Source organism: Legionella oakridgensis ATCC 33761 = DSM 21215, from assembly GCF_000512355.1.
GTDB classification, from domain to species: Bacteria; Pseudomonadota; Gammaproteobacteria; order Legionellales; family Legionellaceae; genus Legionella_A; species Legionella_A oakridgensis.
On the sequence record NZ_CP004006.1, the window covers coordinates 2,050,205 to 2,075,874 of the forward strand.

Sequence of the window (25,670 nt, forward strand, 5' to 3'; positions counted from 1 at the left end):
GCCTCTTTTAATAAGAGGCATTGTTATATGTTTAAATTCAACCGCCTTTTTGAGAGGGGCAACCTAAATAAAAGGATATGATTATGAACACGGTAGTATGGAAGCCCAAACATCCTGAAGCAAGCAGAATGTGGCAATTCATGCGCTTCGTTGAACGAACTCACCAAGAGCATTTTTCCGATTATCAGCAATTACATGCCTGGTCCGTGCAACAGCCCGCTCTTTTCTGGCAGGCGCTTTGTGAATTCTTTAACATTCCTTTTGATGAACCGGCTAATCAAATCCTAAATGATTATTTTCATATGATGGAAGCGAAATGGTTCACCGGTGCTAAATTAAATTATACCCAGGCATTATTATCTCATGCAGATGAGCGTACAGCGCTTGTTTGCGTTAATGAACAAGGGAAACGACAGACTCTGACTTATCGTGAACTCAGGCAGCAAGTGGCTGCATGCGCGGCTGGTCTGAAAGAAGCTGGTATTGACAAAGGAGATCGCGTTGCTGGTTTCATGCCAAATGTGGCTTATACCATCATTGCCTTTCTCGCCACTGCCTCCATTGGTGCCATCTGGTCTTCTTGCTCTCCTGATTTCGGTGTCCCTGCTGCTGTTGACCGACTCGGGCAAGTCACGCCTAAGATATTGTTTATCTGTGATGGCCATCAATACCATGGAAAAATTCATGACGATTTTGTAAAAGTAAAAGAATTTGCTGCCATGATGCCCAGTTTGCAGCACATTGTGGTTTGTCCTGTCATGAATAACATCAGTGAATTATCCATAACGGACAAAACCATTTTGTGGGATAATTTTCTTAAGCCCACCGAGGCATTGCATTGTGCGTCCCTGTCTTTTTCTCATCCATTGTATATTCTCTTTTCATCAGGAACCACTGGTAAACCCAAATGCATCATGCATGGTGCTGGTGGTGCTTTATTGCAACATATTAAGGAGTTGGGCCTCCACTCAGACATCACAGCAAACGACAATTTATTTTTTATACCACCTGCGGATGGATGATGTGGAACTGGATGGTATCCGTGCTCGCTTTAGGAGCAACGCTTACCTTGTATGAAGGCTCACCCACTTATCCTACAACGGATCGGTTATTTGAATTAATAGAGAAAGAAAAAATCAGTGTGTTTGGCACCAGCGCCAAATTCCTGTCAAGTGTTGAAAAAGAAGGCACCAAACCCAGAGAAGCATTTGCATTAAAGGAGCTACGCTGTATTCTCTCAACCGGTTCACCACTTTTGCCTAAAAATTACGATTATGTCTATCAGCAAATCAAACCAGAAGTGCAATTATCTTCCATTTCCGGGGGCACTGACATTGTCTCTTGCTTTGCACTTGGGAATCCCCTCTTGCCTGTTTATCGCGGAGAATTGCAGTGTCTTGGTTTAGGCATGAGTGTCAAAGTATTTGATGAACAAGGACACTCCATACGCGAAGCACGTGGCGAATTGGTTTGTACCAAACCCTTCCCTTCCATGCCCATTGGATTTTGGCAAGACCCAGATAATCAATTGTACAAACATGCCTACTTTGAACGCTTTCCTGGCGTTTGGGCTCATGGAGATTTTGCCGAAGTGACCGCTCATGGCGGCTTGATTATTTATGGCCGTTCCGATGCTGTGCTTAACCCTGGAGGAGTACGTATAGGAACCGCGGAAATTTATCGTCAAGTTGAAAAAATTCCGGACGTATTGGACAGCGTCGTGATTGGTCAAGATTGGCAAGATGACGTTCGTATTGTGTTGTTTGTAAAATTACGAGAAGGGACGCTCTTGGATGAGGCACTAAAAACCACCATTCGTCAAACCATCCGTACTCATGCTTCGCCAAGACATGTTCCGGCAAAAATCCTGCAAGTGGCAGATATCCCCCGAACCATCAATGGCAAAATCGTAGAGCTCGCCGTTCGTCAAGTCGTGCATGGACAAGCCGTACAAAACATACAATCATTAGCCAATCCAAACGCATTGGATTATTTTAAAAACATTCAAGAATTACAGGAATAATCTCTACTCAGCGATCCCAAGATCTACAACCATATTCCTATGTCTCGAAATTTGTTCGCAAGCCCCAGAAGTTAAGAATTTTTTCAGACATAATCCCTCCTGCAGTACTCCAAGGCTATTCCATTATAAATTATTGGGCTACTCACAATCTATCGTTGCGAGCGTTAGCGAAGCAATCCAGATCGATGCTTTTATATCTCCTCGATCTGGATTGCTTCACGTTGTTCGCAATGACGATCGTTTAGCTGCCGTAATCCACAAACAGGTTGTCAATCGATTCAACTCATGTATAATCACAACAGCGCCGATTTGAACACACAGCTTGCGGGCGCTCAATGACATCCATTTGTTTAGAAAAAATCAAATGAATACCGTTGTCTTTGAAAATACGGCTAAAGCGGGTCATTGATTCCCCTTTCTAGCATCCCGCCTGCTGTAAACAGACTCTGGTAACCAAATGATTGAACTTTCTGGATTAACAAAATCCTACGCTGGCCATGCTGCCCTACAAAATATTCATTTATTCATTCAAGAAGGTGAGATTTTCGGCATTATTGGTAAAAGTGGTGCTGGCAAATCCACCTTATTGCGTTGCATCAATTTACTGGAACACCCTGATGCGGGAAATGTTATCGTTGACGGAGAAACCATCACGACCCTAACTGGCGCTGCCTTGCGGAATGCACGTCATAAAATGGCCATGATTTTTCAACAATTTAACTTACTGAATTCAAAAACCGTTTATGACAATATTGCTTTGCCCATGCGCATTCAGGGAATTGACGAGTCCACCATCAAAAGCAAAATTGATGAATTGTTACCTTTGGTTGAATTGACTGACAAAATACATGCTTATCCTACGCAATTAAGTGGTGGGCAAAAACAGCGGGTTGCCATTGCCAGAGCATTGAGCTGCTCTCCTAAAATTTTATTATGCGATGAAGCCACTTCAGCCCTTGATCCTGAAACCACTGATGCCATTTTAACCCTTCTAAAAAAAATCAACGGATTGTATGGCATTACGATAGTGCTTATCACTCATGAAATGGAAGTCGTTAAACGAATTTGTCATCGAGTTGCGGTGATGGAGGCTGGCCGAATCGTAGAAACCACCGCCATTTCCAATGTGTTCCGTAATAAAAACAGCTTGGCACGCAGCATGCTGTATGCACAATTAAGTCCTGAATTACCTTTATGCCTAAGCAACCAGTTGACCCAAGAAATCAATAATAAACCGCTGGTACGCTTATTTTTTGAAGGCGAAGGAGCAACCGTGCCGTTTATTAGTCAAACAAGTCGTGATCTTCATTTGGATATCAACATCTTACTGGCTAATATTGATCGTTTTGATACCGTCACGTGTGGGGTACTGATAGCCGAGTTAGCAGCCGATCCTTCCTTAATGACAAAATTCATCCATCGCTGCGAAGAGTTTGGCCTGACTGTGGAGGTTCTGGGTTATGTTACGTAGCGCTCATTCAACAAACAAGATGCATTTAAATTCCGTTTGGGGAACTCTGGAGTTACCATGTCACTGACGATGTTTTCTGATTTTCTAATTGCAACGGGTGAGACCTTGTACATGGTACTCATCAGTACGCTTTTTGCAGCATTATTCGGTCTGCCATTAGGCACTCTTTTATTCACCAGTGCGAAAGTAAAGCCGAATCAGACCATTAATCGTCTGATTGCCGGTTTGATTAATTTTAGTCGTTCCATACCATTTATCATTTTATTGGTTGCATTAATTCCATTTACTCGACTGCTCATAGGAACCTCCATTGGAATTCATGCCGCCATGGTACCACTCACGATTGGAGCCACACCATTTTTCGCCCGTCTGGTCGATAATGTTTATCAGAGTCTCTCCGGTGGACTGATTGAAGCAGGGCATGCCATGGGTGCAAATACCTGGCAAATGATTCGTCATATTTTATTGCCTGAAGCCACTCCACAGTTGATTCATGCCATAACCGTAACAGCAATTACACTGGTTAATTATTCCGCAATGGCAGGCACCGTTGGTGGCGGTGGATTAGGAGATTTGGCCATTCGTTATGGTTATCAGCGATTTAACGTCACGGTCATGCTGGCAACCGTTTTTATTCTGGTTGTTATCGTGCAATTGCTGCAAATGGGGGGCGACCGAATGGCACGCCGGTTTATACATCATTAAGCTAAGCCTTGCTGGAGATTATCATGCGTATTGTCAATCTATTTGCCCTGTTTTTATTGTTAACAGCCTGCGGTAAACCTTCACCCAACACGCTCGTGGTAGGAACCATTTCTGGCCCGGAATCCGAACTGGTGGAAACAGCACAAAAGGTCGCAAAAGATCGTTATGGCTTGACCGTAAAAATCATTGAATTCAGCGACTATAATTTGCCAAATGAAGCACTGCAAGACGGCAGCCTCGATGCTAATGTTTATCAACACCTGCCCTACCTGGAAGCGGCCAGTAAAGCGCATGGATACGATTTAGAAGTCATTGGCAAAACCTTCGTTTATCCAACTGGGCTTTATTCCAAAAGATTCAAATCATTAGCCAGCCTTCCTAAGCAAGCAGTGATTGCCATACCCAATGATCCCAGCAACGAAGCACGTGCCCTGCTCTTGCTGCAAAAAGCAGGATTAATTACTTTAAAAGACACACGCAATGCAAGCTTACAGGATATTGCAACGAATCCTAAACAATTTCGTTTTAAAGAATTAGATGCCGCGCAATTACCCAGGGTACTGACAGATGTCGATGCCGCCGTGATCAATACGACCTTTGCTATTCCGGCAGGATTGAGCCCAACAAAAGACACGTTATTTAGGGAAAGCAAAGATTCTCCCTATGCCAACTTAATCGTCATTCGTCGCAATAGTCCTAAAAAGCCCCAATTGGAATTATTGGTTAAAGCGCTCAACTCTCCTGAAGTCAAAGAAAAAGCTCACGAGTTATTTGGTGATGCAGCTATTCCAGCATGGTAAGTCATTCTGGCAATGATTCGCCAGAATGATTTTTTCACTGAGCTTATTCCCAGGGGCTGCCCCATTAAACCGTTGTCCTTGCGAACAACGTGAAACAATCCAGATCACGGCGACCTAAAAGCATCTATATGCTTCGCTAACGCTCGCGAAGACAGATTGTTAGTATATATAATATGATTACCAACGTAATCGTGCGCTTGTCTTGGCCATTGCTGCCCAAATTCCAAGCACAGAAATTGGCAGTTTATATTTTCAGGAAACCCATCCCGAATTTCTATTTAAAGAATGTTGTTATTTTGTGGGCTGGTGAATGAGCCTAAAGATGCACCTAATGCCTGATTTGCGCTAGATCATTAATGAAATCTGCTTAACTGCATACGATCTCAGCGTATTTATCCTGCCCACTGCGATGGACTTACAGTAGTCCTTTTCTTTTAAACACCGTTTTTGCGGTCATAATAGCATTTGTTGCCACAGAAAACCCTCCATATAAAATCATTTGGGTGATCACTTCAACAATTTCTTCTTTTGTTGCGCCACAGCGTAAAGCACATTCAATATGTAGATCGAGTTGCGGCAAACTATCTCCTCGAACAACTAATGCAGCGATGGTACATAGCTCTTTAGTTTTATCCGATAATACGCTACCGTCAGCATCATAGATATCTCCAAACGCAAACTCCACATTTACTTTTGAAAATAAAGGAGCGACTTCTCGAATGGCTGCTACATATTTATCTGCCTCAGGTCCCAAATGTTTTCGCATAGACTTTAGACCTTTTTCATAACGATCAACCATGATGACCTCCTTAGTTAAAATAGATTACCCGAAAGGCTATAAGGCCCTGAGCCTAAACAAACGATGACCCATAAAGCACTAGCGATCACAATATTTTTTTGTGCTGAAGTCACATGTCCAACCACACCTAGACTTTGGACTTTTTCTAAAATTTTTTGATCGGCGTTTGATGCTGTAGCGCTTAAATAAAAGCTGGTAATTAAGCGGCTTAATTTATAATGCACCAACACGCCTATCAGGCTGTAAATCATCAAGCACGCCGCACCCACTTGCGCATATATACCAAACAACACAGATAACGAGCCGGCAATCATGACAAACACCATCAAAACGGCAAAAAGCTGTGGTTGAAATGGTGCAATTAAGTCGACTAATTCAACCGTTGCATCCCAGTCAGATAGCTGTGCTTTTAATGGATACAGAAACATCCATGCCAATATGATTCTTAGAACAACAAAAGCAGCAATTTCCATATGGCCTCCAGTGTTACAGAATGTGGTCTCTATTGGTTTGTATCTGGGTAACCCGCTTTAAATAATTCAGGATTATCCGAGTAATCGATGGGAATATCTATGAGTACAGGAACGGTTTGTTTAGAAGCTTCTGCAAAGATCTGCTCAAATTGATCTGGATGTTCTAACTCATAACCTTTTGCCCCAAATGCTTTGGCAAAATCCACAAGATTAACTTTGCCAAATTTAACGCCAGCTTCACGCTTATATTTCATTAGCTCTTGTTCTTTCACCATGTCATATGAGCCATCACGCCAGACAAAATGAATGAAATGTTGTTTGTTACGAACAGCAGTTTCTAGTTCCATGGCTGAAAATAAAAACCGCCATCACCTGACATCGAAATAATACGCTTATGTGGGTAGGCAAAGCGTGCAGCCATAGCCCAAGGTAAACCTACACCCAACGTCTGCTGTCCGTTGCTAAAAAGTAAATGATGTGGTTGGTAGGATAAAAAATATCGAGCCATCCACATATAAATTGTGCCAATATCACAAATCACCATGGTATCATCATCAATCACATTCCTCAGTTGATGAATAAAATGCAAGGGATGCATCAGGTTATTTCTTGATGTATGGCGGCTGAGAATGATGTTTTGATATGCATCATAGAAGGGTTTCACATTGTTTTGATTGCGAGCAACCATCTCCTCATTCAACAAGTTTTTTAATGTAGAGATGCTGGCATCAATGCTTCCCAACAATTCGTATTGGGGTTGATAGCCCTCATGAATTTTTGCCGGAATATAGTCGATATGGATGACTGTTTTTTTACATGATGCATTCCATACCTCCGGATCATACTCCACCAGATTCAGGCCGATCGTGATCACGAGATCTGCTTTGGCCAGCAATTGATCGCCGGGCTGGTTGCGAAATAATCCAACACGCCCAGCAAAACAAGAAACTAATTCCCGTGATACCACACCAGCTGCTTGAAAAGTACTGACAACGGGTAAATGGGTTTTTGTCAATAAAGCACGAATTGCTGTAGTATTTTCTGGGCGGCTTGCTTCTTCTCCCAGTAATAACACAGGAAACTTGGCTTGATTAATTAAAGTAGCAGCGGCTTGTATCGTCTCTGGATGCGCAGCACCATAACTGACTTTTTTCATGGGTGGAATCACCGCTGCATCGGTTGATTCGGCGAGTACATCTTGTGGTAAACTAATAAAGCAGGCGCCACTACGAGGCGCCCTTGCCATACGAAATGCATTAGCAATGACTTCAGGGATATTTTCAGGCACTGTGACTTCAACACTTAACTTTGTGACAGACTTCATTGCTAACACATTGTTAGTATTCTGATGAGATTCTTTTAAGCTCATATTACGTGGAACATTGCCGCCAATGGCTACCACCGGATCGCCTTCGGTTGTCGCTGTTAATAAACCCGTCGCCAAGTTTGTAACTCCCGGCCCTGATGTCACTAACACCACACCGGGTGTTCCAGTGATGCGACCATATGCCGCGGCCATGAATGCCGCATTTTGCTCATGCCGACAAATAATCAGCTCGATAGATGAATCTTCCAATGCTTCAAAAACAGCGTCAATTTTTGCACCAGGAATTCCAAAAACATATTTCACCCCGCGAGCTTCTAGGCATTTTACAACAAGTTTTGCAGCATTATCTCCTGACATTGCCTCTCCTTTTATGATTGCTCAACTGACATCCCCTAGCAAAGATGATCTATTAGTATAGTAATGAGTGCACTTGATTTGAGTTTAGCCCATGAAGGCGTGATTTACTACTCTTAACCCCATGGGCAGGGCAAACGCATCTTATGACTAAAAATAATCCTGAATGTCATCTTTGGAGCGATAGCGAAGCAAAGACAAGTTTTTTAACAAATACATGTTCAAAATTTAGATGCATTTGCCCTGCTCTGAAGACAGATTCTTAATCGCCAGTTAATGAATTAGTGTTATACTTTAGTTAAGTTTTCTTTCTATTCGCAGGTATATAGCATGAGTTTCTTAGGTGCTGCAGGTGCTGGTGCTTTAATCGGATTAGGGGCTCTACAATATGGAACCGCGCAATTAATTGCCAAGCTAAAACACAAAATGGCCGGGGACCCAAGAGGTATGTTACCCGCTGACCAACAAGAATTTCTGAATACTTACATTGACAGTATGGGGCTGGCAAAAGGGTTGCCAGGAGCTGAAGCCTTTAACGCGTATGTGGATGGACGCATTAAAAACGCTGATGGCTTTGCCGCTATAAAAGTAGGCGATCAAACCCTCGGTGAGCGATTAAAAGCAGCCGCCGAGCACACTGATGAGCCCCAACGCGATGCAGCAGCGGCCATAAAAACAGGGATAGAACAAGCTCTCGCTCTGCATGGGACCACAACGGCTGCGCAGGAAACTTTTGCCGCCAAAGTTGCCGAAATAAACCAGGCCATTGCCGATCCAGCCTTTCGTTATGATCCAGCCGGACTGGTGTCTCGATTGCATGTCATCCGCAATGAAGCGCGCAGTGCCATTAACACACAACATGAAGAAGAACTGCATGCGCTTGCTGATAAATTTGCGGAAGGCAGTGACTTTCGAGCACATCTTGAAACCATAGGCATGGACGATGAACAAATTGAACAACTGCAAAAAGACATGGAGACCTCTCTTAAAGAATCGCATCAAAAAGAATTGGCAGCTTTTGATAAAACCATGAATGAACGCCTCACCAAGATGCATCAGGAAGCGCAAAACGAGCGCGATCGCATTCATATTCTGGCTGCCATGTATGAAAATAATGCCACCATGCGCCGAATCATTAATGAGTTGGCTGATAAAAACAGAAAACCCAAAGGCACAGGCGGTATAACGCTTTCTCTCGAAACATCGGACGATGAGAAGCGGTTAAAAAAAGTTCTTTTCCAAGGCATACAAATACAAGATTTGGAAACCATTGAAACCGTTGCTGGCCGATCATTGACACGCACGAAAGACGGTGGTTTCGCCATGGAATTTCCGCATCGGCTAAGCAGCCCATTTTATTATGGCGGCTGGAACAGCAAGATGAAAGAAGACATCATGAGCATGGTCTTGCTGGTTAAAGCTTCAGGTCATGAAACCATCACCATGTCTTTAAACCATAAAGACCCCGAACATGCCAATGAATTGGCCCGCAAGGCTTATGAAGCTTGTCTTGAAGCCGGTTATAAGGAAGATGAAATAACCATTAAAGTCAATGGCAAAGAATTATCCGCCGAGCAAGTAAAAGAATTATATAAAGAATACCCATCAAGACTGCAGGCCGTCACCAGTCGGGCACAGATGTATCAAGAAGAACGAGAAAAACACATCATGGTCGCAAAAGACGACAAAGGTGCAGCTAAAGAGTTTGATACGGCACTGCAAAAATATCGTGAGGAAAAAAAGGCAGCTGCAGCTGCGGAAGCGGCAACATTAACCACCCCTGAGGAGGAAGCAACTCGTGGTCATGGTCATAGTCATGGTTAGACACTTAAAATAAAGCTACTCTTATGGATAAAAATCTGGTATTTTTATTGTTGCATGTTTTTAGGAATTAAAATTCCAAACCTGCGTGTGTACCGATTTTATCTAATCCCGCCGGATATTGGGATTACCAGCCGCAAAGGAGAATAGCCATGAGCGCGCGACGATTTGAAGAGTTTGAAGCAGCAGGCGTAGATGAGCTCGTTGATTTTCAAGACAGCGCCCATCATACCAGTTTAACAACCAAGCTTGAAAGACGGCGGCGAATTGAAGAGCTTGAAGAAGAAAAACGATTACGTGAAGAATTAAATGAGTTTGCATAACAGCTCATTTGTATAACGGACATGCCGCACCGCAAGGGTGTGATTTAAAGTGCAGTTTTTTAGTATCTCGTCATCCAGAGCGCAGCAAAAAATCTCATGAGTTTGGCACAGCGCCTTATTCAGCGGATTCTTCGCCGCACTCTGCATGGCAGCGATATGCCAATACCTTCGTTATTACACATCAGGAATAAATATCAAATCTTACCGTCTTGCCTTCAATACTACCGGCAGGTGTCAATAACGGCGGTATACGTTGTGGCCATTTGACAACAACTCGCTGGCGCGCGCATGATTTGGCAAGATGAAGCAGTTCAACCGCATCTTCATCTGCTCCAATCATCTGCTGCAGAGTTTGCATTTCCTTTTTGACGAGGGCGGATTTTTGTCGATGCGGATGCATGGGATCCATATAAATCACATCCGGATATGCTTCAATGGCCAACGTCTGCAAATATTGCCTGGCATCCATGCTTAGCAATGATAAACACAACGCTCTTGGTGATTGGGCGTTCAGGCGTTTTAAGCCATCCGCAAGTAAAGCTGCCATCACAGGATTACGCTCAATCATGACCACGCAAGCCCCAAAACTGGCCAATATCGCTGCATCTCGCCCCCAACCTGCCGTTACATCAAAAATAGTCATCCCTTTAGCTGGTTTGCAAGCACGCACCAACCCTTGATGTTTGCCTGCGGCGTGGCGCCGTTGCCAATTCGCAGTGCTGAAATCTGCATATAAAGGTGAAAAGCCTTCAACCAGCAACTCCAACCGTTCCGCGGTAACCTGTAAACGAGGCAAGCATTGATTATCTACTCTAAGCGCCAAGCGTTCAGCCAGTGATTTCGTTTGCTCATATAAACCTTCATGATCAAAGCCTATCGTCAACAAAGATTTCATCGTGATGCCAAAAAGTCAGTCACACAATCCGCCAGCGAATTAAACACAGGAACATCAGGATAAGCGGCCAAACCTGCGCGATCCGTCATGGAAGACAACACCATGATAGGATTTGCTCCGGCCGCCATTGCGGCTTGAATATCGGACACACGATCACCAACAAAAGGGACATTGGCTAAAGAGCAATTAAACGCATGTGCAATGGCAAGAAGCATGCCAGGCTGTGGTTTGCGGCAGGCACAGCCAGCATCCGGCATATGAGGGCAATATTCAATTCTATCAATGCGCCCTCCTGCACGACATACATTGGCGATTAAGTTAGCGTGTATAGCCGCTAATTGCGCTTCATCGTAATAGCCGCGTGCAACTCCTGATTGATTAGTGGCAATAGCCACCCGATAACCTGCTTGTGTAAGACGAGCGATTGCCTCAACACTACCAGGCAATAATTCAAATTCATCCACTGACTTAATGTAGTGGAGGGAATCCTGATTAATCACACCATCTCTATCTAATAGGAACAAATTATTCATTGGATCGACAATAAGGAAATATCTGCAACGCCCTGCAACAATGCTTGCAAGCGCAATAGCAAGCGCAACCGATTATTTTTAACTGCTTCGTTATCAACCATGACCATCACATGATCAAAAAAGGCATCTACGGGTTCACGTAAAGTGGCCAACTGTTCAAGAATATGAACATAATTCCCCTCACTGTACAGAGGAATCACCGCCTGTTCCATGGTTTGAATGTGATCAAATAAAGTTCTTTCTGCAGCTTCTTCTAATTGCTGAGGTTCAACGGCTGTATTCAGCGACGCCAGAGACGCTTGCTGCAGTATATTGTTAACGCGTTTGCAAGCAGCCGATAAACTAACTGCCTCTGGCAAATGAATAAAATTAAGCAGCGCTCTGACTCGCATATCAACATCATAAAGCCAGTCATTTTGACGAGCCCGCACGGCTTGAATCAAATCGGTTGCAATATCCTGACTTTGATAAAATGACTGCATGCGCTCAAGAATAAAAGCATGCAACTCTGCAACCATTTCTTTTCCGGGCTGCAAGCTGTCTTCATAACCATGCAACGCTTGTTCTATTAACGTCGAGAGATTAAGTGGCGCGGATGTTGCCATCAACAATCTTACCACGGCCAACGCATGCCGTCGCAACTTAAATGGATCCTTTACCCCTGTTGGTTTTTGGCCAATCGCAAAAATTCCAACCAAGGTATCAAGCCGATCAGCAAGGGATAAGGCAAGTCCCAAAGTGGTTTCAGGCAGTGCATCAGCAGCAAAACGAGGCATGTATTGTTCGTTTAATGCTTGCGCGACAAGCATGTCTTCACCATCATGCTGGGCATAATAATATCCCATCAACCCCTGCAATTCGGGGAATTCACCCACCATCCCAGTCATCAAATCGCATTTACAAAGTTCGGCTGCGCGCAACGCTTGTCTTTCATTGAGTTGTAATGGTTGAATGAGAAAATTCATCAGGGTCTGAATGCGCATGGCCTTATCCTGCAAGCTGCCCAAACGTGCCTGAAATATCACGTTTTCCGTTGCAGGGATATAATCACTCAGGGCACGCTTTTGATCTTGTCTATAAAAAACGCGGCATCGCTTAAACGAGCCCGCATCACTTTTTCATTACCCGCAATCACTTGCTCTGCGTGATGGCTAACGATATTGGCCACAGCAATAAAGTAAGGCTGTAATTGGCCCCGCGAATCACGTAAGGCAAAACATTTTTGATGAGATTGCATGGCGGCAATAAGCGCTTCCGCAGGAACATCCAGAAACTCTTGTTCAAAACTTGCAAGCAAAGCTCGCGGCCATTCCACAATGGAGGTCACTTCATCCACAAGGCTTTCAGGCATGACTGCATCAAATCCGTGTTGCGCTGCCAAATCTTCCACTTGCTCAATAATCAATTGCCGACGCGCATTAAAATCCGCAATCACAAAAGCATCTTTTAATAGCACCTCATAAAGGTGGGGGCTGGAAATCTCAATGGCTTGTGGATGATGAAAACGATGCCCATAACTTTGTCTCCCAGCGACAACACCTAGAATTTCAGCAGGGATGACGCGATCACCAAATAACATGACAGCCCAATGCACCGGCCGGGCAAATTCAACATCACCGTCTCCCCACCGCATGGGTTTAGCCATTGGTAAAGCAGCAATGGCTTCCTTTACCATCAGCGGTAATAAATCACACGTATCGGCTCCAGGGCTATCCGACTCATACGCCCACCATTCCCCCTTATCCGTTTTTATCTTGGTAAGCTCATCCAAAGAAACGCCACAAGATCGCGCAAAACCCAACAAAGCTTCCGTAGGTTTGCTCTCGGCATCACAAGCAGCAACACAAGCCGGGCCACGTCGCACTATTTTCTGGCTTGGCTGTTTGTCTTCCACCTGCTGGATTAAGACAGCCAGCCGCCTCGGCGTTGCAAATCGCCGGACTTCACCATGGTTTAGTCCTGCTTTACGGATATTTGCCGCTATATTGTTTGCCAACGCATCAGCCAGAGGCCATACCGCACCAGAAGGTAATTCTTCAGTACCTAGTTCAAATAGCAAATCATTCGACATCACACACCTTCTGCATAGGAAAACCTAACGCCTCACGCGCTTGATAATAAGCAAGCGCTACCGCTCTGGATAATTGCCTGACTCGCAAAATATAGCGCTGCCGCTCTGTCACAGAAACAGCATGGCGCGCATCAAGCAAATTAAACGTATGAGAGGCTTTCATCACCATTTCATACGCTGGTAGAGGAAGTTGCAAATCAACTAACTTTTGGGCTTCTATCTCATAATAGTCAAATTGCTTAAATAACACATCAACGTTTGCATGTTCAAAATTATAAGCCGACATTTCTACTTCATTTTGGTGAAACACATCCCCGTAAGTCACTAAACCTTGTGCCGTTTGACTCCAGGGCAAATCAAACAAATTATCCACACCTAAAATAAACATGGCCAAACGCTCAAGCCCGTACGTCAACTCCCCAGTAACCGGTTTGCATGGCAAACCACCGACTTGTTGAAAATAAGTAAATTGTGAAACTTCCATCCCATTTTGCCACACTTCCCAACCTAACCCCCAGGCACCCAGCGTAGGAGATTCCCAATTGTCTTCAACAAAACGGATATCATCCGTCAGTGGATCAACGCCTAATACACGCAGAGAATTAAGATATCTTTCCTGAATATCCAGAGGCGATGGTTTTAAAACGACTTGAAATTGATAATAATGCTGGACACGATTTGGGTTTTCACCATAACGGCCATCCGTGGGCCGCCTCGAAGGCTGAACATAGGCCGCAAACCAAGGTTCAGGTCCAATCGCGCGTAAAAATGTTGCCGGGTGAAATGTACCAGCACCCACTTCCATATCCAATGGTTGTAATATGACACACCCCTGTGCCGCCCAAAATTGCTGCAAGGTCAGAATAATATCCTGAAAAGTATTAGGTTTTGTCATGTAATTCTCAAATTAATACCTGGTTCAATTAAACGCTTTGATAACCTTTTTAAATAAGGAAAGAGAGGGATATTTTTTAGCCCTGCATCATTAGACTATGAAGACAGGTTCTAAAATCATTGCTGGCTATTGATTAATATCATCCACGCCAGCTGGCTATGAAATCCCTCTTAAACCTCCCTTTCAAAGGGAGGCTCTATTAAGAAAGATTATATAAGAAAACAGCTAAAATAGCGTTTAACTTCCCGCTTTTTGAATCAAATCCTGCAGTGCTTCCTCACTGGCAGCTCCCGGAATAAAAGCCGGATCGCTGTCTTTTTTGAACTTACCATCTGGCGTTGCCGCAATGATAAAAGCAGGGGTACCCATTAAATGCATATTTTCAGCAAGTTCACGATTTCCCTTCAATGCATCGGCTACTTTTTGGCCTTCCATGTCTTTTTTCAGTTGTTCGAGATTTAAGCCAATGGATTTTGCGGTATCCATAATAACGGTTTCATCCAAACGCTTATCAACACTTAACAAGGCATCATGCATTTGCTGATACTTGCCCTGCATGGCAGCTGCCAGAGCGGCTTGTGAAGCCAGTTCAGACGTTTTACCAAAAATAGGGAATTCTTTGTAAATAACGCGCAAATTTTTATCTTTTTTAATAAGTTCATTGATGACGGGCTTCATTTTTTTACAGTGAATGCATTGGTAATCAAAAAATTCCACCAGCGTAACATTTCCTTTCGGATTACCCCCTACTGCCAAATTTTCTGTAAATAATTGCTCGGCATTTTCTGCGATGGCCGCTTTGGCTTGCTCTTGCATGCTTTGCTGCTGTTTTTGCTGTAAAGCTTGAGAAGCCTCTATCAACACTTCAGGATTATTCACCAAATAATCATGAACCAATTGCTCAATTTCTTTTTTTGTTCCGCTGACAAAGTATCTGCCGCCAATACCACGGGAGATGTCATCGCTGTCGCCAGCATGGTTGCAGTAACCAGATTTTTTAACTTCACGCCTTTCCCCTCAGTTTCTATTCAATCTCAGTAACGAACCCTAGCACCAGCTCATGCTAAATTCAAGGCTCTGCCCACAATTTTACAAAGTTAAATTGGCATAAGCCAACACCAGCCACTTCATGCCATGCTCAGCAAATTTGACTTGCACGCGTGTATGAGCACCACTACCCTCTACAGCCAATACAACTCCATGCCCAAATTTTACGTGATGAACCGATTGCCCGAGCTTAAGCCCAGCTTCCTCAGCCGCAGAAGGCACCTTGTTGTTTGGGGCAGGAAATTGATAATGGGCTTTGGGACGTACTTCATCCAACAACTCCGCCGGCAACTCTCTTAAAAAACGAGAGGGCCGATGATACTCTTCCCGGCCGTATTGGCGGCGGACCTCAGCGTACGTCATAATGAGTTTTTCCATCGACCTGGTCATGCCTACGTAACAAAGCCTGCGCTCCTCTTCAAGTCGACCTGGCTCTTCAATGGATTGTTTACCCGGAAATAAGCCTTCCTCCATCCCCACAAGAAAGACAAGAGGAAACTCAAGTCCTTTGGCTGCATGCAGCGTCATCAAATGCACGCAATGCTCATGCTCCCCTCCTTGCATTTCACCAGCCTCCAGTGAAGCATACGCTAAAAACGACACCAGCAACGGCCACTCTTCTTCTACATCCTGCTCATAACGAAATTGCTTGGCAGCATTCACCAATTCTTGCAAATTATCCAGTCTGGATTCCGACTTATCACCTTTTATTTTGGCGAAATGGTCATATAAGCCACTGTCTTGAATGATTTTCCAAATTTGTTCATCCAGCGTTAACGTCAGTGTACTGACTTGCAATTGTCGAATTAAACCTACAAATTTGGATAATGCTGCAGAGGCACGTTGTGGCAATTGCTGTGAGGAAAGCAATTGCTGGGCCGCATGCCAAAGAGAACAAGATGCATCCCTGGCATACGTACGCAAATCATCCAAGGTTTTTTCACCAATACCACGAGTGGGGAAATTAACCACTCGCTCAAAGGAAGCATCATCATCCGGATTAGCAATCAGCCGCAAATAGGCCAGCGTATCTTTTACTTCAGCTCGCTCAAAAAAACGTACGCCACCATAGATGCGATAAGGAATGCCAGCACGTAATAAAGATTCTTCTAATAACCGTGATTGCGCATTAGAACGATATAAAACAGCCATTTCATCAGCACGCCGCCCACGATTTATTTCCAGACCAATACGATCGCTTACAAACCTTGCCTCCTCAAGTTCATTAAAGGCACTGTAAACCGTAATTTTTTCGCCAGCCTGCCCGGCTGTCCATAAATTCTTTCCCATACGCGATTGATTGTGCGTAATCAACGCATTTGCTGCATCAAGAATGGTGCTGGTTGAACGATAATTTTGCTCAAGCCGAATTACCTTCGTGTCTGCAAAATCATGGGCAAAGCGCTGAATGTTTTCTATTTTTGCACCCCGCCAGCCATAAATGGATTGATCATCATCGCCAACCGCCATCACAGCCGCTTGATTTCCAGCCAACAGGCGAATCCAGGCATATTGTATGGTATTGGTATCCTGAAACTCATCCACAAGAATTGCGCGAAAGCGCTGCTGGTAATGAGCAAGCAATACTTCATGATCGCGAAGCAATTCATGGCACCGCAATAACAATTCAGCAAAATCAATCACGCCCGCCGTCTGGCACGCCTGTTCATAAGCAGCATAAATACGAACCAAGGTACGGCCTGGCCCATACTGAGGCACATGAATATGCTGCGGACGCAGGCCTTCATCTTTTTTACCATTAATAAACAGTTGCGCTTGTTTAACCGGCCATTGCTCAACATCAAGATTTAAAGAAGTGATGACGCGTTTGAGCAAGCGTGCCTGGTCATCGCTGTCAAGAATATGGAACTGTTCTGGTAAATTCGCTTCCTGATAATGTCGTCTTAACAAACGATGACACAAACCATGAAAGGTACCTACCCATAATCCTTGCACCGGACAAGACAGCAAATGACTCAAACGAGACTTCATCTCTCCTGCCGCTTTATTGGTAAACGTTACAGCAAGAATAGCATGGGGTGAAATGGATTCCTGCTCGATTAGCCAAGCCATGCGATTAACCAATACTCGTGTTTTACCACTGCCTGCGCCAGCGAGCACCAGCACATTACCCAGTGGTGCCGTCACAGCACGGCGTTGGTATTCATTAAGCCCCTGCAACCAAGCTGTCATACGTCTATCCTAATAAAAAAAGAGGTGTGCATTATCATAAATTTAGCAATTAATTACAAAACATTGGCTAAGTTTCTGACTATGATCTGGCCTGATGGCTTGCAACAGCAGTATTCTTCCATTATCTTTTCTTGAGCACAGGTGCCCTGGTTGCAAGCAACCAGGCTACAAGCCAAATAAGGCGTAAAAATCATACCGCAATCTACCAGGATTTAATCCATGCTAACAGTTGTTCAACGAGTCAGCGACGCTTCTGTCACCATCCACCAAGACATAGTGGCTCAAATAGAGCAGGGATTGCTTATCCTGTGCGGCTTTGAAAAACACGACACAGACGAAACCTTAAAGCGCATGGTAAAAAAATGTCTAAATTATCGGATATTCAGTGATACTCAGGGAAAAATGAACTTAAGCCTCAAAGACGTTGGCGGTGGCCTGTTGCTGGTGCCACAGTTCACTCTATTAGCCGAAACCGAGCGCGGCCTGCGCCCCAGCTTTACCAAAGGGGCGCCTCCTGACCTTGGCCGTGCTTTATTTAAGGCACTGATTGAACACGCCCGTGAACAATATCCCCACGTGACTTGCGGCTCTTTTGGCGCTGATATGCAAGTCCGTCTTTGCAATGATGGTCCAGTGACCTTTATTCTTCATTTTTAACCAATTAGACAGCATGAACCTGTGAAATCACATTGGCCCCTCTTTTCATAAAGAGAAGAAATCGAAAGCACTTAAGCAGCAGGTGCTGGCCCGGCATCTATGTCATCCTCATCCGACTCATCATGAGGTTGTGGAGGCTGCCAATGGGGCAAACGTAAGCCACTAACAGCAGGATATCCGCGCGCATTCAGGCGTTTTACTTGCTGCTCGCCTCGTTCATCTGCAAATTGGCTATGATCTCGTTTTGTAGAGGCCAGCTTGGGAAACAACAAAGAATTGCTTTGCGACAAATGAATCCGCTTTGGTTCAGGCAAGCTTTTCTCCGCACCATCCGTAGAAGCAGCAGCTGCTTCTGCCTGACGTTTTTTATTTTCTTCTCTATCTAACAACTGCTCAATAGAAGAAAGCGCCATATCTACTAGTGAGGCAGAGAAAACATCAGACTCAAAATATTGTCCTGGAGAATCTATTCCCAAAAGGCTGCCTAGTTTCATTCGGAGACGATGGCATATTGCCAATAGTCTTCCTGTAACGACAAGACACGTAATAATTGTAATTGCTCGGGGCGCTCGGAAACCATTGAAGCATCAAAAAAAAGCGCCTGCAATGGGAAAGTGCTCAAGTCAATGCCAAAAACGCGTTTTACATACCCTGAAAAACCAAGAACGGCAAATGATTGCCTATTAACGCTGGCAAGACGTCCACGATCGGTATCACTCAAAAAAAAACCAATGCGACTTAGTGCGTCATCTGAAAGATGAGTAAATTCAGTCTCAGGTTTTGGCATGAAAGAACTCCTATACCAAATATTGGATAAATCACCGGGATGACGGATACAATGGTTGGCTGCTCCACAATTGTGGCAACAAAGAAGGCAAGCTCCAAGGTGAAAAAAACCTCAGAGAGGCAGCCAGCGGTTGTCCTTCTGACGGTTCAACAACCACTTGTCCCACCGAAGTTACAGTAGAAGCATCTGCTGGTAACTCGGTTATCGCAATTTTTGCTGCTTCACCACGAAGCGCAACCGAATGACCATTAGCCAACACGGTGGTTCTATCGATTTCGGGTACAGATGCTGCAAAATGACGTTTCCTTTTGCCCGATTTTGCTGCAGGTGCGAATAAGCCAACTTCAGAAGATCTGGCCGGCTTAGGCCGTATATCCGCCTCAAGCTCAATTTTTTCTTTGCGAGAAATCATTCCAACTTGCGCGGCAACATTCAAAAACTCACCGGCTGTTTCTGAATTTTTAAGCGTTAAAGCTTTTAAAAGTTTGATATTAAATTTTCGGTTATCAAACAGATTAGTCGAGGTATGCAACTCTTCCAAAACCAGTTCAATCATGCTTGGATGCAAGCAAGAAAATACGTTTGCGTAATTTTCCACAGCTTCTTCATGATTTACATCGGGATTTTTTCGCTTCTTATTATAAACAACCCAATCATTTTCCCGAATAAATGTTGCAAACCGTTTAATGGCAAGCCAATCATTATTTTTAATGGCGAGTAACAAGGGGCAGAGGTTATCGTTATCAACCAGCACAAATGGATCTTTCTGGACCATACCACAAAGCTTGCCCAACGGAAAAGCACTGAGTTTCTTAAAAAGCAGGAGCAGTTTTTCGATAGCCTGATAATCATGAAACTTCACCGCCAAATGCAGAGGTGATAATTCATGTTTATTTTGTAAGATCAAAAGATGCCGGGCTTTCAGAATAAGAAAGTCATTTTTGGATTCTATGGCCTCATCAATCTGCCTTTCGATGGCCTCAAGAATTAAAGCCGCACAATCGGGTCGCTGATGATACAAAGCGTAATGGAGGGCAGCGTCATGCTCCTCGTCCACCATGCCTATCAAATCAAGTTTTAAAGAATCCGATTGTGCCAGTAAAATGGCTGCATGCGCTGTACGTCCAAGTGCTACTGCCAGCATGAGTGGGCTGATATAACCTAAGAACATTGCATCAGATTTCATTAAATGCATCGAAAGAGCAGCCGCTTCTCCCGCCACCAAGGGCAATTTTTTATCATCCAAAATAGCCTGACATAGAGGAGAAAGGTAGTATTCTCCAACACGATGTTTATCTTTTATCGTCAACGACAACAATCTTGGCGCTAACTGAAAAGTCTGAATTAAATCTTCCGATGTACGATGACCATCGCTGGGATGCAAATAAACAAGCCCTTCCGGATAATTGTAATTTGGTCCATAATGAATGAGAAGCTGTTCGCCAGGCTCAATGTCTCGCAATGCAACATAAGCAATGTATTCTTTTCCCTCTGGCGTTTCACGAATTTCGGGATAAAGATTAAAATATTGGGCAGAATGATTGACAAAGCGGGTAGCATTTCCGACTTCTTCACAATCTTCTACAACATCGCGGCTTAATTCATAAAGATATTCTGTTCTGGCAGAACTTGCCTCTTTGCTGGTCAAACGCTTTCCTGCATAAACAAACTCCTCCCCTTTGGCAATGCGCCGGCTGGCAAAAGCACCAAAGGCATTGGGAATATGGGACAACCGTGGGACCAATGCAATAAAAATTGGCGTACCATCTTCTGCAGTGCATTTAAAATGCATGTCTTCCGATGGATATTGGGCTTGCAAATGCTTACTAATAACCGTTTCAAGGGCTTTTCGGCCTGCTGCAATGCCTAAATTATACACGACTGTTCCTGGCATAATATGTCCTAACAGTAAAAATTTCGCGCATTCTCACATAATAATCGTCAGGAAACAATAACCCTCTGCTAAAGATGTTTTAATTTTAAACAAAATCATCTAAATGTATTGCCGTTTTCAAGTTGACATATCTGGTGTAGTATTAATATTCAGCCCAATAAATAGAATGATTATGCGCTTAATTGTTACACTTGCTGCCTTCACAGGAACTCTATTATTGACCTCCTGCGTTCAGAAAGGCACGAATCCTGTCGATCCTTATGAGCCAATTAACCGCAAAATTCATCAATTTAACATGGCGTTTGATGCCACGGTATTAAAGCCTCCGGCAAAACTGTATAAAGCCATTTTGCCATCACCAATACGAGCAGGCATTAATAATGCCTATAACAACATCAATATGCTGCCTACGGTGGCCAATGATGTCTTGCAGTGGGAATGGAATTATGCCATTAAAGACAGCTGGCGTTTTCTGATTAACTCAACGTTTGGAATTGCCGGTGTGTTTGATGTTGCCGCAAACTCATTCAGTTTGCCAGCACACAGCAATGATTTGGGATTAACGTTCGCCAAATGGGGTGATAAAAAATCCCCTTACGTGGTCATTCCTTTCTTAGGCCCCAGCACGATTCGTGATGGCATGGGCATGATGTTTGATTATGCCTTGTTTACTCCATACCCTTATATCAAATCTGACAAGTGGCTGTATTCCATTTTAGGATTGCGCTACATTGACTTACGTTCGCAAATGCTGGAAAACGATCGCTTAATTGCTGAAGCGATGGATCAATATACTTTTATCCGTGACGCCTATCTGCAAAATCGCAATTATCGCATCAATGGCGCACAAGACAATGGAACGCAGGATGATTTAGGCTCTTTATACGTAGACGATGAAGCAGGCGAATCTGAAAGCACGCCCGCTGATGCCAACCCCCAACCTGAATTCCCACTCACTGAAGCTAAACATGCTGCACGTCGCGCTGTTCCAGCCTGAAATTCCACCTAATACCGGCAACATCATACGCTTGTGCGCTAACAGCGGCGCACAATTGCATTTAATTCATCCTCTTGGGTTTTCTCTGGATGACAAACGCATGCGGCGTGCAGGTTTGGATTATCATGAATGGGCCAGCATCATTCATTATGAGAATGAGCAAGCTTTTATCATGCAAAACCAAGCCCGGCGAATTTATGCTTGCTCAACCAAAGCACAACCATATTACAGTGACATCGCTTATGCAGAGGAAGACATGCTGTTGTTTGGACCGGAAACCAAGGGACTTCCAAGCCATTTATTGAATGCGTATCAAAGCATCCGCATCCCTATGCGCCCTACCAGTCGGAGCCTGAATTTATCCAATGCCGTTGCCATCATTCTTTTTGAAGCATGGCGCCAGCTTAAATTTAGCTGACAACCAAAGATAAAACTCTCCTGGGAACATCAGTGAACAGCCTGCTGCTGGATCATTTAATAAAGAGAGAGGGATTTACTTACGTAGCAAGCTTCCTAGAGCCCTGACGCTTTGCTGCAAGACAGCGTAAATAATCGCCGGCAATGTCCAAACTGGTTTCAGCCGCTATTTCCCGTATGCAGGTAGGGCTAGTGACATTAATTTCCGTTAAATAATCGCCAATGACATCTATGCCTACAAAATATAAACCCTTGGCTCGCAGCGTAGGCGCAATTTGCTTACAAAGCCACCGATCGCGCTCATTTATCGCCACCACCTTGCCGTGCGCACCGGCTGCCAAATTACCGCGCAATTCCCCCTTGGCGGGCATGCGGGCAAGTGCATAAGGCACAGGTTCACCATCTATCAGCAAAATTCGCTTATCACCGTGCGTCCTGATTTCAGGAATGTATTGCTGGGCCATAATGCTGACCATTTGGCCGTGGGTCAACGTTTCCAAAATCACAGACAAGTTATGGCCTTGTTCATCCACGTGAAAGACCGATCTCCCGCCCATTCCTTCCAAGGGTTTAAAAATAACCTGTTGATGTTGTTGCCAGAACACCCGCAATCGCTGAATGTCTCGACTCACCAACGTTTTCGGACAGCATTGAGGAAAATTCATGGTAAAGAATTTTTCATTGGCATCGCGCAAACTTTGTGGTTTATTGGCCACCAGCACGCCCTCATGCTCTGCCAATTCCAGAGCATACGTCGCATAGATGTACTCCATATCGAAAGGAGGATCTTTACGCATTAAAATAATATCAAACGATGACAAAGGCTGTTCCCCCAAAGAAACAGTTTCTGCCCAGTCTGCAGTTTGTTCATCCTGCAAATGAATTGCAAAAACCTGGGCATAAGCTTGCCCATCGCGACAAACCAAATCATATTGAGTGAAATATGAGCAACTCCAACCCATAGACTCAGCGCTTTGAATCATTGCCACGGTTGAATCTTTATAAGGTTTTATGTTTGCTAAAGGGTCCATCAACACGCCAAGCTTCATGATTTATCTCGTTTAATTTAAGTTTAAATGTTAACCAAACACACCTTAACTTTTTACTCGTATGCCTATCTTTTTAAAAAAGCAGAAAAGAAACCCTAAGCGATTGCCGCAATTTCACGAGCCGCTGCCAGTGCGGCCAGTCGCGCAATAACACCATACACATAAAAACGGTTGGGGGAATCAACAACCTCTAAATCCTCTCGCGGCATGTTACAGGCTTGTGCAAATGCCAAAGGCTCAAAATGCATTCCGGGCGCGTTCAGATTTTCTGCTTTACCACGACCATGATGAACGCGGTAAAAACCTCCGACAACAAACGGACCAATCATATACACCACAGGTTCTGCCACAGCGCCGTCCGGCATGGTTTCAAACGTATAAATTCCCTCTTGCACGATAACGCGGCTGACTTTACGACTGCCTTTACTGGCCGCCATGCGAGTACGTTGCTTACGATTTAACTGTAAAATTTGTTTCCCTTCATGCACCATCATGACGCTCATTCCATAAGTACCATTATCAGCCTTGATGACAACAAAAGGATCTTCCGTAATGCCATAGGCTGAGTATTTTTCACGAATATTGGCCAAAATCCCATCCACCACCTCAACCAAAGCATCGATGCCTTCCTGAGCCATAAAATCAATACCATTAACGGCGTTGAACGCAGGGCAAATCAACCATGAATCCATATTCACTAATGCTGCAAATTCTTCTGCAATTTCAGCAAAACAATGGAAATGGCTGGATTTCAGTCGGGAAGCCCAGCCTAATTTGGCCGTTGGCTGAATAGGTTGCTGCAAGTCTTGTAAACTATCAGGGATACCCGAAGATAAATCATTATTCAGCAACAATAAACAGGGATCAAACTCTGCCAAACGAACCTTATTGCCGACACGTAACAAAGGTTCAATCAACAAAACTTCGCCATCATCGGTAACCACTTCCACCGGAACAGTCATGGTTGTATCCAGGCTGCCAATCCGAACCACAAATCCCGCTTTAACAAAAATATCACGCAGCACACTTAAACTATGCAAATAAAAACGATTGCGCGTATGGCTTTCCGGCAAAATCAATATTTTTGTACAATTTGGATAACTTTCACCAAGAACCGATTGCACGGCCTGAATGCATAAAGGCATGAACGCACGATTTAAATTATTAAACCCCGCCGGAAATAAATTAGTATCCACCGGCGCCAATTTAAAGCCGGCATGCCGCAAGTCCACCGACGACGTAATAGGTGGAGGGGTTTTTTGCCATTGGCGGCGAAACCATGCTTCAATAACAGCCACCTGACTTAAAATGACTTTCTCGACATGATACAGCGGGCCAGTATGGGCTGTGGTTAAATGAGGTACAGGGACATCGATCACGTGGTATCCTCTTATAAACAAATCAATGCATGGATATTAGCTCAGGTTGAGCAACCATTCAAAAACAACCTAACCATTATTCAAAAATACAGCACAAACCTACTCAGGATCGTTGCAACACGGAAGGGATTTTTAAACAGACCAATGTCTTTTTTTGAGTATGATATACTCATCATCTGTTTTTGCGAACAACGTGAAGCAATCAGGGCAAACGCATCTAAATTTTGAAGTAACTCCCCACGTCATCCCGAGTGCAGCGAGGGATCTCCAGCAACTGGCAGGTATTAAATTAATGTAAAAAACACTTGAAAAATTATGCGGTTATGATCAAATAGCTGCATGAAAGACCATGAACAAATCATCACAACGCTTTTGGCAAAGATTGCTGAACTGGAAAAAATCGTAGAACAGCAAGCTGCACGAATAGCAGAGCTGGAAAAACGACTGAACAAGAATAGCAGCAACAGCTCAAAGCCCCCTCAAGTGACGGGTTAGGCAAACTACGCCGTACGACATCACTACGTGAAAATGGGAAACGTAACAGTGGTGGCCCAAAAGGCCACAAGGGCGAAACGTTAAAACAGATTAAATCACCAGATATTGTCAAAAACCATGTATTGCTAACATGCCCGGATTGTTATGGTTCATTAGTTTCAACGCCGGTGATTGGAATTGTGAAGCGCCAGGTTTTTGATATTCCACCACCCAAAATTGAAGTCACGGAACATCAGGCTGAAGTAAAATATTGCGAGTGCTGTAA

Annotated in this window: 21 protein-coding genes and 5 pseudogenes; 11 read left to right on the plus strand and 15 right to left on the minus strand. The window is 44.1% G+C overall.

Annotated elements, in window-relative coordinates; genetic code table 11:
• Positions 1-83: 83 nt before the first annotated feature.
• Positions 84-2,023 (plus strand): annotated as a pseudogene (locus LOA_RS09960) (acetoacetate--CoA ligase).
• A gap of 283 nt (positions 2,024-2,306) precedes the next feature.
• Here the strand turns inward: LOA_RS09960 and LOA_RS15895 are convergent.
• Complete coding sequence (locus tag LOA_RS15895) at positions 2,307-2,429, minus strand: hypothetical protein (RefSeq protein ID WP_272946928.1); 123 nt, start codon at positions 2,427-2,429, stop codon at positions 2,307-2,309.
• Positions 2,430-2,480: 51 nt separating this feature from the next.
• On the opposite strand from LOA_RS15895, the gene LOA_RS09965 reads away from it, so the two are divergent.
• The 3 genes from LOA_RS09965 to LOA_RS09975 are packed head-to-tail and all read left to right on the plus strand — an operon-like array spanning position 2,481 to position 4,999.
• The gene (locus LOA_RS09965) at positions 2,481-3,494 is read left to right on the plus strand and encodes a methionine ABC transporter ATP-binding protein (RefSeq protein ID WP_025386215.1); all 1,014 of its coding nucleotides are present in this window, start codon (positions 2,481-2,483) and stop codon (positions 3,492-3,494) included.
• 57 nt (positions 3,495-3,551) lie between these two features.
• Positions 3,552-4,199: a methionine ABC transporter permease gene (locus LOA_RS09970; RefSeq protein ID WP_025386216.1), complete on the plus strand. Its 648-nt coding sequence runs from the start codon at positions 3,552-3,554 to the stop codon at positions 4,197-4,199.
• A gap of 23 nt (positions 4,200-4,222) precedes the next feature.
• Positions 4,223-4,999: a MetQ/NlpA family ABC transporter substrate-binding protein gene (locus tag LOA_RS09975; RefSeq protein ID WP_035895272.1), complete on the plus strand. Its 777-nt coding sequence runs from the start codon at positions 4,223-4,225 to the stop codon at positions 4,997-4,999.
• A gap of 415 nt (positions 5,000-5,414) precedes the next feature.
• On the opposite strand, the gene LOA_RS09980 is transcribed toward LOA_RS09975, so the two are convergent.
• From LOA_RS09980 to alsS, 3 genes and pseudogenes are all read right to left on the minus strand, one after another.
• Positions 5,415-5,798: a carboxymuconolactone decarboxylase family protein gene (locus LOA_RS09980; protein WP_025386218.1), complete on the minus strand. Its 384-nt coding sequence runs from the start codon at positions 5,796-5,798 to the stop codon at positions 5,415-5,417.
• A gap of 14 nt (positions 5,799-5,812) precedes the next feature.
• Positions 5,813-6,271 (minus strand): DoxX family protein, encoded by a 459-nt coding sequence (locus LOA_RS09985; protein ID WP_025386219.1) that lies wholly within the window; start codon positions 6,269-6,271, stop codon positions 5,813-5,815.
• A gap of 29 nt (positions 6,272-6,300) precedes the next feature.
• Positions 6,301-7,955 (minus strand): annotated as a pseudogene (alsS, locus tag LOA_RS09990) (acetolactate synthase AlsS).
• A gap of 327 nt (positions 7,956-8,282) precedes the next feature.
• On the opposite strand from alsS, the gene LOA_RS09995 reads away from it, so the two are divergent.
• Both LOA_RS09995 and LOA_RS14805 read left to right on the plus strand, forming a co-directional pair.
• Positions 8,283-9,776, plus strand: coding sequence for a hypothetical protein (locus LOA_RS09995; RefSeq protein ID WP_025386220.1), 1,494 nt, complete (start codon positions 8,283-8,285; stop codon positions 9,774-9,776).
• A 149-nt stretch (positions 9,777-9,925) separates the two neighbouring features.
• The gene (locus LOA_RS14805; RefSeq protein WP_169728703.1) at positions 9,926-10,096 is read left to right on the plus strand and encodes a PA3496 family putative envelope integrity protein; all 171 of its coding nucleotides are present in this window, start codon (positions 9,926-9,928) and stop codon (positions 10,094-10,096) included.
• A 181-nt stretch (positions 10,097-10,277) separates the two neighbouring features.
• Here LOA_RS14805 and LOA_RS10005 read toward each other — a convergent pair whose 3' ends face one another.
• From LOA_RS10005 to uvrD, 6 genes and pseudogenes are all read right to left on the minus strand, one after another.
• Positions 10,278-10,991, minus strand: coding sequence for a class I SAM-dependent methyltransferase (locus LOA_RS10005; RefSeq protein ID WP_025386222.1), 714 nt, complete (start codon positions 10,989-10,991; stop codon positions 10,278-10,280).
• Positions 10,988-11,524 (minus strand): D-glycero-beta-D-manno-heptose 1,7-bisphosphate 7-phosphatase, encoded by a 537-nt coding sequence (gmhB, locus tag LOA_RS10010; RefSeq protein ID WP_025386223.1) that lies wholly within the window; start codon positions 11,522-11,524, stop codon positions 10,988-10,990. The genes LOA_RS10005 and gmhB overlap by 4 nt, the downstream gene beginning before the upstream one ends.
• Positions 11,521-13,595 (minus strand): annotated as a pseudogene (gene glyS, locus LOA_RS16255) (glycine--tRNA ligase subunit beta). The gene gmhB and the pseudogene glyS overlap by 4 nt, the downstream one beginning before the upstream one ends.
• Entirely contained in the window at positions 13,585-14,490 is a 906-nt protein-coding gene (glyQ, locus tag LOA_RS10020; protein ID WP_025386224.1) for a glycine--tRNA ligase subunit alpha, read from the minus strand. Before glyQ ends, glyS begins: the two are co-directional and overlap by 11 nt.
• A 237-nt stretch (positions 14,491-14,727) precedes the next feature.
• Positions 14,728-15,497: pseudogene (locus LOA_RS10025) on the minus strand (DsbA family protein).
• A gap of 82 nt (positions 15,498-15,579) precedes the next feature.
• A complete protein-coding gene (uvrD, locus tag LOA_RS10030; protein ID WP_025386225.1) occupies positions 15,580-17,730 on the minus strand; it encodes a DNA helicase II in 2,151 nt (716 codons plus the stop codon).
• Positions 17,731-17,949: 219 nt separating this feature from the next.
• Between uvrD and dtd the strand changes: the two genes are divergently transcribed.
• Positions 17,950-18,387, plus strand: coding sequence for a D-aminoacyl-tRNA deacylase (dtd, locus tag LOA_RS10035; protein ID WP_025386226.1), 438 nt, complete (start codon positions 17,950-17,952; stop codon positions 18,385-18,387).
• A 71-nt stretch (positions 18,388-18,458) separates the two neighbouring features.
• On the opposite strand, the gene LOA_RS10040 is transcribed toward dtd, so the two are convergent.
• From LOA_RS10040 to LOA_RS10050, 3 genes are read right to left on the minus strand one after another with little or no spacing between them, the layout of a single operon-like run.
• Positions 18,459-18,863, minus strand: a complete 405-nt coding sequence (locus LOA_RS10040; protein ID WP_147370127.1) for a hypothetical protein — start codon at positions 18,861-18,863, stop codon at positions 18,459-18,461.
• A gap of 14 nt (positions 18,864-18,877) precedes the next feature.
• Positions 18,878-19,174 carry a hypothetical protein gene (locus tag LOA_RS10045; protein WP_025386228.1) on the minus strand — a complete coding sequence of 99 codons (297 nt, stop codon included), beginning with the start codon at positions 19,172-19,174 and terminating at the stop codon, positions 18,878-18,880.
• A gap of 31 nt (positions 19,175-19,205) precedes the next feature.
• Positions 19,206-21,068 carry an SET domain-containing protein gene (locus LOA_RS10050; protein ID WP_025386229.1) on the minus strand — a complete coding sequence of 621 codons (1,863 nt, stop codon included), beginning with the start codon at positions 21,066-21,068 and terminating at the stop codon, positions 19,206-19,208.
• Between the two features lie 172 nt (positions 21,069-21,240).
• Here LOA_RS10050 and LOA_RS10055 point away from each other — a divergent pair, with 172 nt between their 5' ends.
• Both LOA_RS10055 and trmL read left to right on the plus strand, forming a co-directional pair.
• Positions 21,241-22,065 (plus strand): MlaA family lipoprotein, encoded by an 825-nt coding sequence (locus tag LOA_RS10055; protein WP_025386230.1) that lies wholly within the window; start codon positions 21,241-21,243, stop codon positions 22,063-22,065.
• Entirely contained in the window at positions 22,037-22,483 is a 447-nt protein-coding gene (gene trmL / locus LOA_RS10060) for a tRNA (uridine(34)/cytosine(34)/5-carboxymethylaminomethyluridine(34)-2'-O)-methyltransferase TrmL (RefSeq protein ID WP_025386231.1), read from the plus strand. The genes LOA_RS10055 and trmL overlap by 29 nt, the downstream gene beginning before the upstream one ends.
• Before the next feature lie 79 nt (positions 22,484-22,562).
• Here the strand turns inward: trmL and gshB are convergent, their stop codons facing one another.
• Positions 22,563-23,531 (minus strand): glutathione synthase, encoded by a 969-nt coding sequence (gene gshB / locus LOA_RS10065; protein WP_025386232.1) that lies wholly within the window; start codon positions 23,529-23,531, stop codon positions 22,563-22,565.
• A 95-nt stretch (positions 23,532-23,626) separates the two neighbouring features.
• Positions 23,627-24,910 (minus strand): glutamate--cysteine ligase, encoded by a 1,284-nt coding sequence (gene gshA, locus LOA_RS10070; RefSeq protein ID WP_025386233.1) that lies wholly within the window; start codon positions 24,908-24,910, stop codon positions 23,627-23,629.
• Positions 24,911-25,249: 339 nt separating this feature from the next.
• Between gshA and LOA_RS14740 the strand changes: the two genes are divergently transcribed.
• Together LOA_RS14740 and LOA_RS16260 are read left to right on the plus strand one after the other, a co-directional pair.
• Positions 25,250-25,405: a DUF6444 domain-containing protein gene (locus tag LOA_RS14740; protein WP_158423051.1), complete on the plus strand. Its 156-nt coding sequence runs from the start codon at positions 25,250-25,252 to the stop codon at positions 25,403-25,405.
• 122 nt (positions 25,406-25,527) lie between these two features.
• Positions 25,528-25,656 (plus strand): annotated as a pseudogene (locus LOA_RS16260) (IS66 family transposase zinc-finger binding domain-containing protein); the annotation flags it as partial.
• Positions 25,657-25,670 lie beyond the last annotated feature (14 nt).

What these genes read in the sequence shown, in the direction of transcription:
- LOA_RS15895 (WP_272946928.1), bottom strand. Translation starts at nt 2,429, where the DNA reads ATGACCCGCTTTAGCCGTATTTTCAAAGACAACGGTATTCATTTGATT.
- LOA_RS09965 (WP_025386215.1), top strand. Translation starts at nt 2,481, where the DNA reads ATGATTGAACTTTCTGGATTAACAAAATCCTACGCTGGCCATGCTGCC.
- LOA_RS09970 (WP_025386216.1), top strand. Translation starts at nt 3,552, where the DNA reads ATGTCACTGACGATGTTTTCTGATTTTCTAATTGCAACGGGTGAGACC.
- LOA_RS09975 (WP_035895272.1), top strand. Translation starts at nt 4,223, where the DNA reads ATGCGTATTGTCAATCTATTTGCCCTGTTTTTATTGTTAACAGCCTGC.
- LOA_RS09980 (WP_025386218.1), bottom strand. Translation starts at nt 5,798, where the DNA reads ATGGTTGATCGTTATGAAAAAGGTCTAAAGTCTATGCGAAAACATTTG.
- LOA_RS09985 (WP_025386219.1), bottom strand. Translation starts at nt 6,271, where the DNA reads ATGGAAATTGCTGCTTTTGTTGTTCTAAGAATCATATTGGCATGGATG.
- LOA_RS09995 (WP_025386220.1), top strand. Translation starts at nt 8,283, where the DNA reads ATGAGTTTCTTAGGTGCTGCAGGTGCTGGTGCTTTAATCGGATTAGGG.
- LOA_RS14805 (WP_169728703.1), top strand. Translation starts at nt 9,926, where the DNA reads ATGAGCGCGCGACGATTTGAAGAGTTTGAAGCAGCAGGCGTAGATGAG.
- LOA_RS10005 (WP_025386222.1), bottom strand. Translation starts at nt 10,991, where the DNA reads ATGAAATCTTTGTTGACGATAGGCTTTGATCATGAAGGTTTATATGAG.
- gmhB (WP_025386223.1), bottom strand. Translation starts at nt 11,524, where the DNA reads ATGAATAATTTGTTCCTATTAGATAGAGATGGTGTGATTAATCAGGAT.
- glyQ (WP_025386224.1), bottom strand. Translation starts at nt 14,490, where the DNA reads ATGACAAAACCTAATACTTTTCAGGATATTATTCTGACCTTGCAGCAA.
- uvrD (WP_025386225.1), bottom strand. Translation starts at nt 17,730, where the DNA reads ATGACAGCTTGGTTGCAGGGGCTTAATGAATACCAACGCCGTGCTGTG.
- dtd (WP_025386226.1), top strand. Translation starts at nt 17,950, where the DNA reads ATGCTAACAGTTGTTCAACGAGTCAGCGACGCTTCTGTCACCATCCAC.
- LOA_RS10045 (WP_025386228.1), bottom strand. Translation starts at nt 19,174, where the DNA reads ATGCCAAAACCTGAGACTGAATTTACTCATCTTTCAGATGACGCACTA.
- LOA_RS10050 (WP_025386229.1), bottom strand. Translation starts at nt 21,068, where the DNA reads ATGCCAGGAACAGTCGTGTATAATTTAGGCATTGCAGCAGGCCGAAAA.
- LOA_RS10055 (WP_025386230.1), top strand. Translation starts at nt 21,241, where the DNA reads ATGCGCTTAATTGTTACACTTGCTGCCTTCACAGGAACTCTATTATTG.
- trmL (WP_025386231.1), top strand. Translation starts at nt 22,037, where the DNA reads ATGCTGCACGTCGCGCTGTTCCAGCCTGAAATTCCACCTAATACCGGC.
- gshB (WP_025386232.1), bottom strand. Translation starts at nt 23,531, where the DNA reads ATGAAGCTTGGCGTGTTGATGGACCCTTTAGCAAACATAAAACCTTAT.
- LOA_RS14740 (WP_158423051.1), top strand. Translation starts at nt 25,250, where the DNA reads ATGAAAGACCATGAACAAATCATCACAACGCTTTTGGCAAAGATTGCT.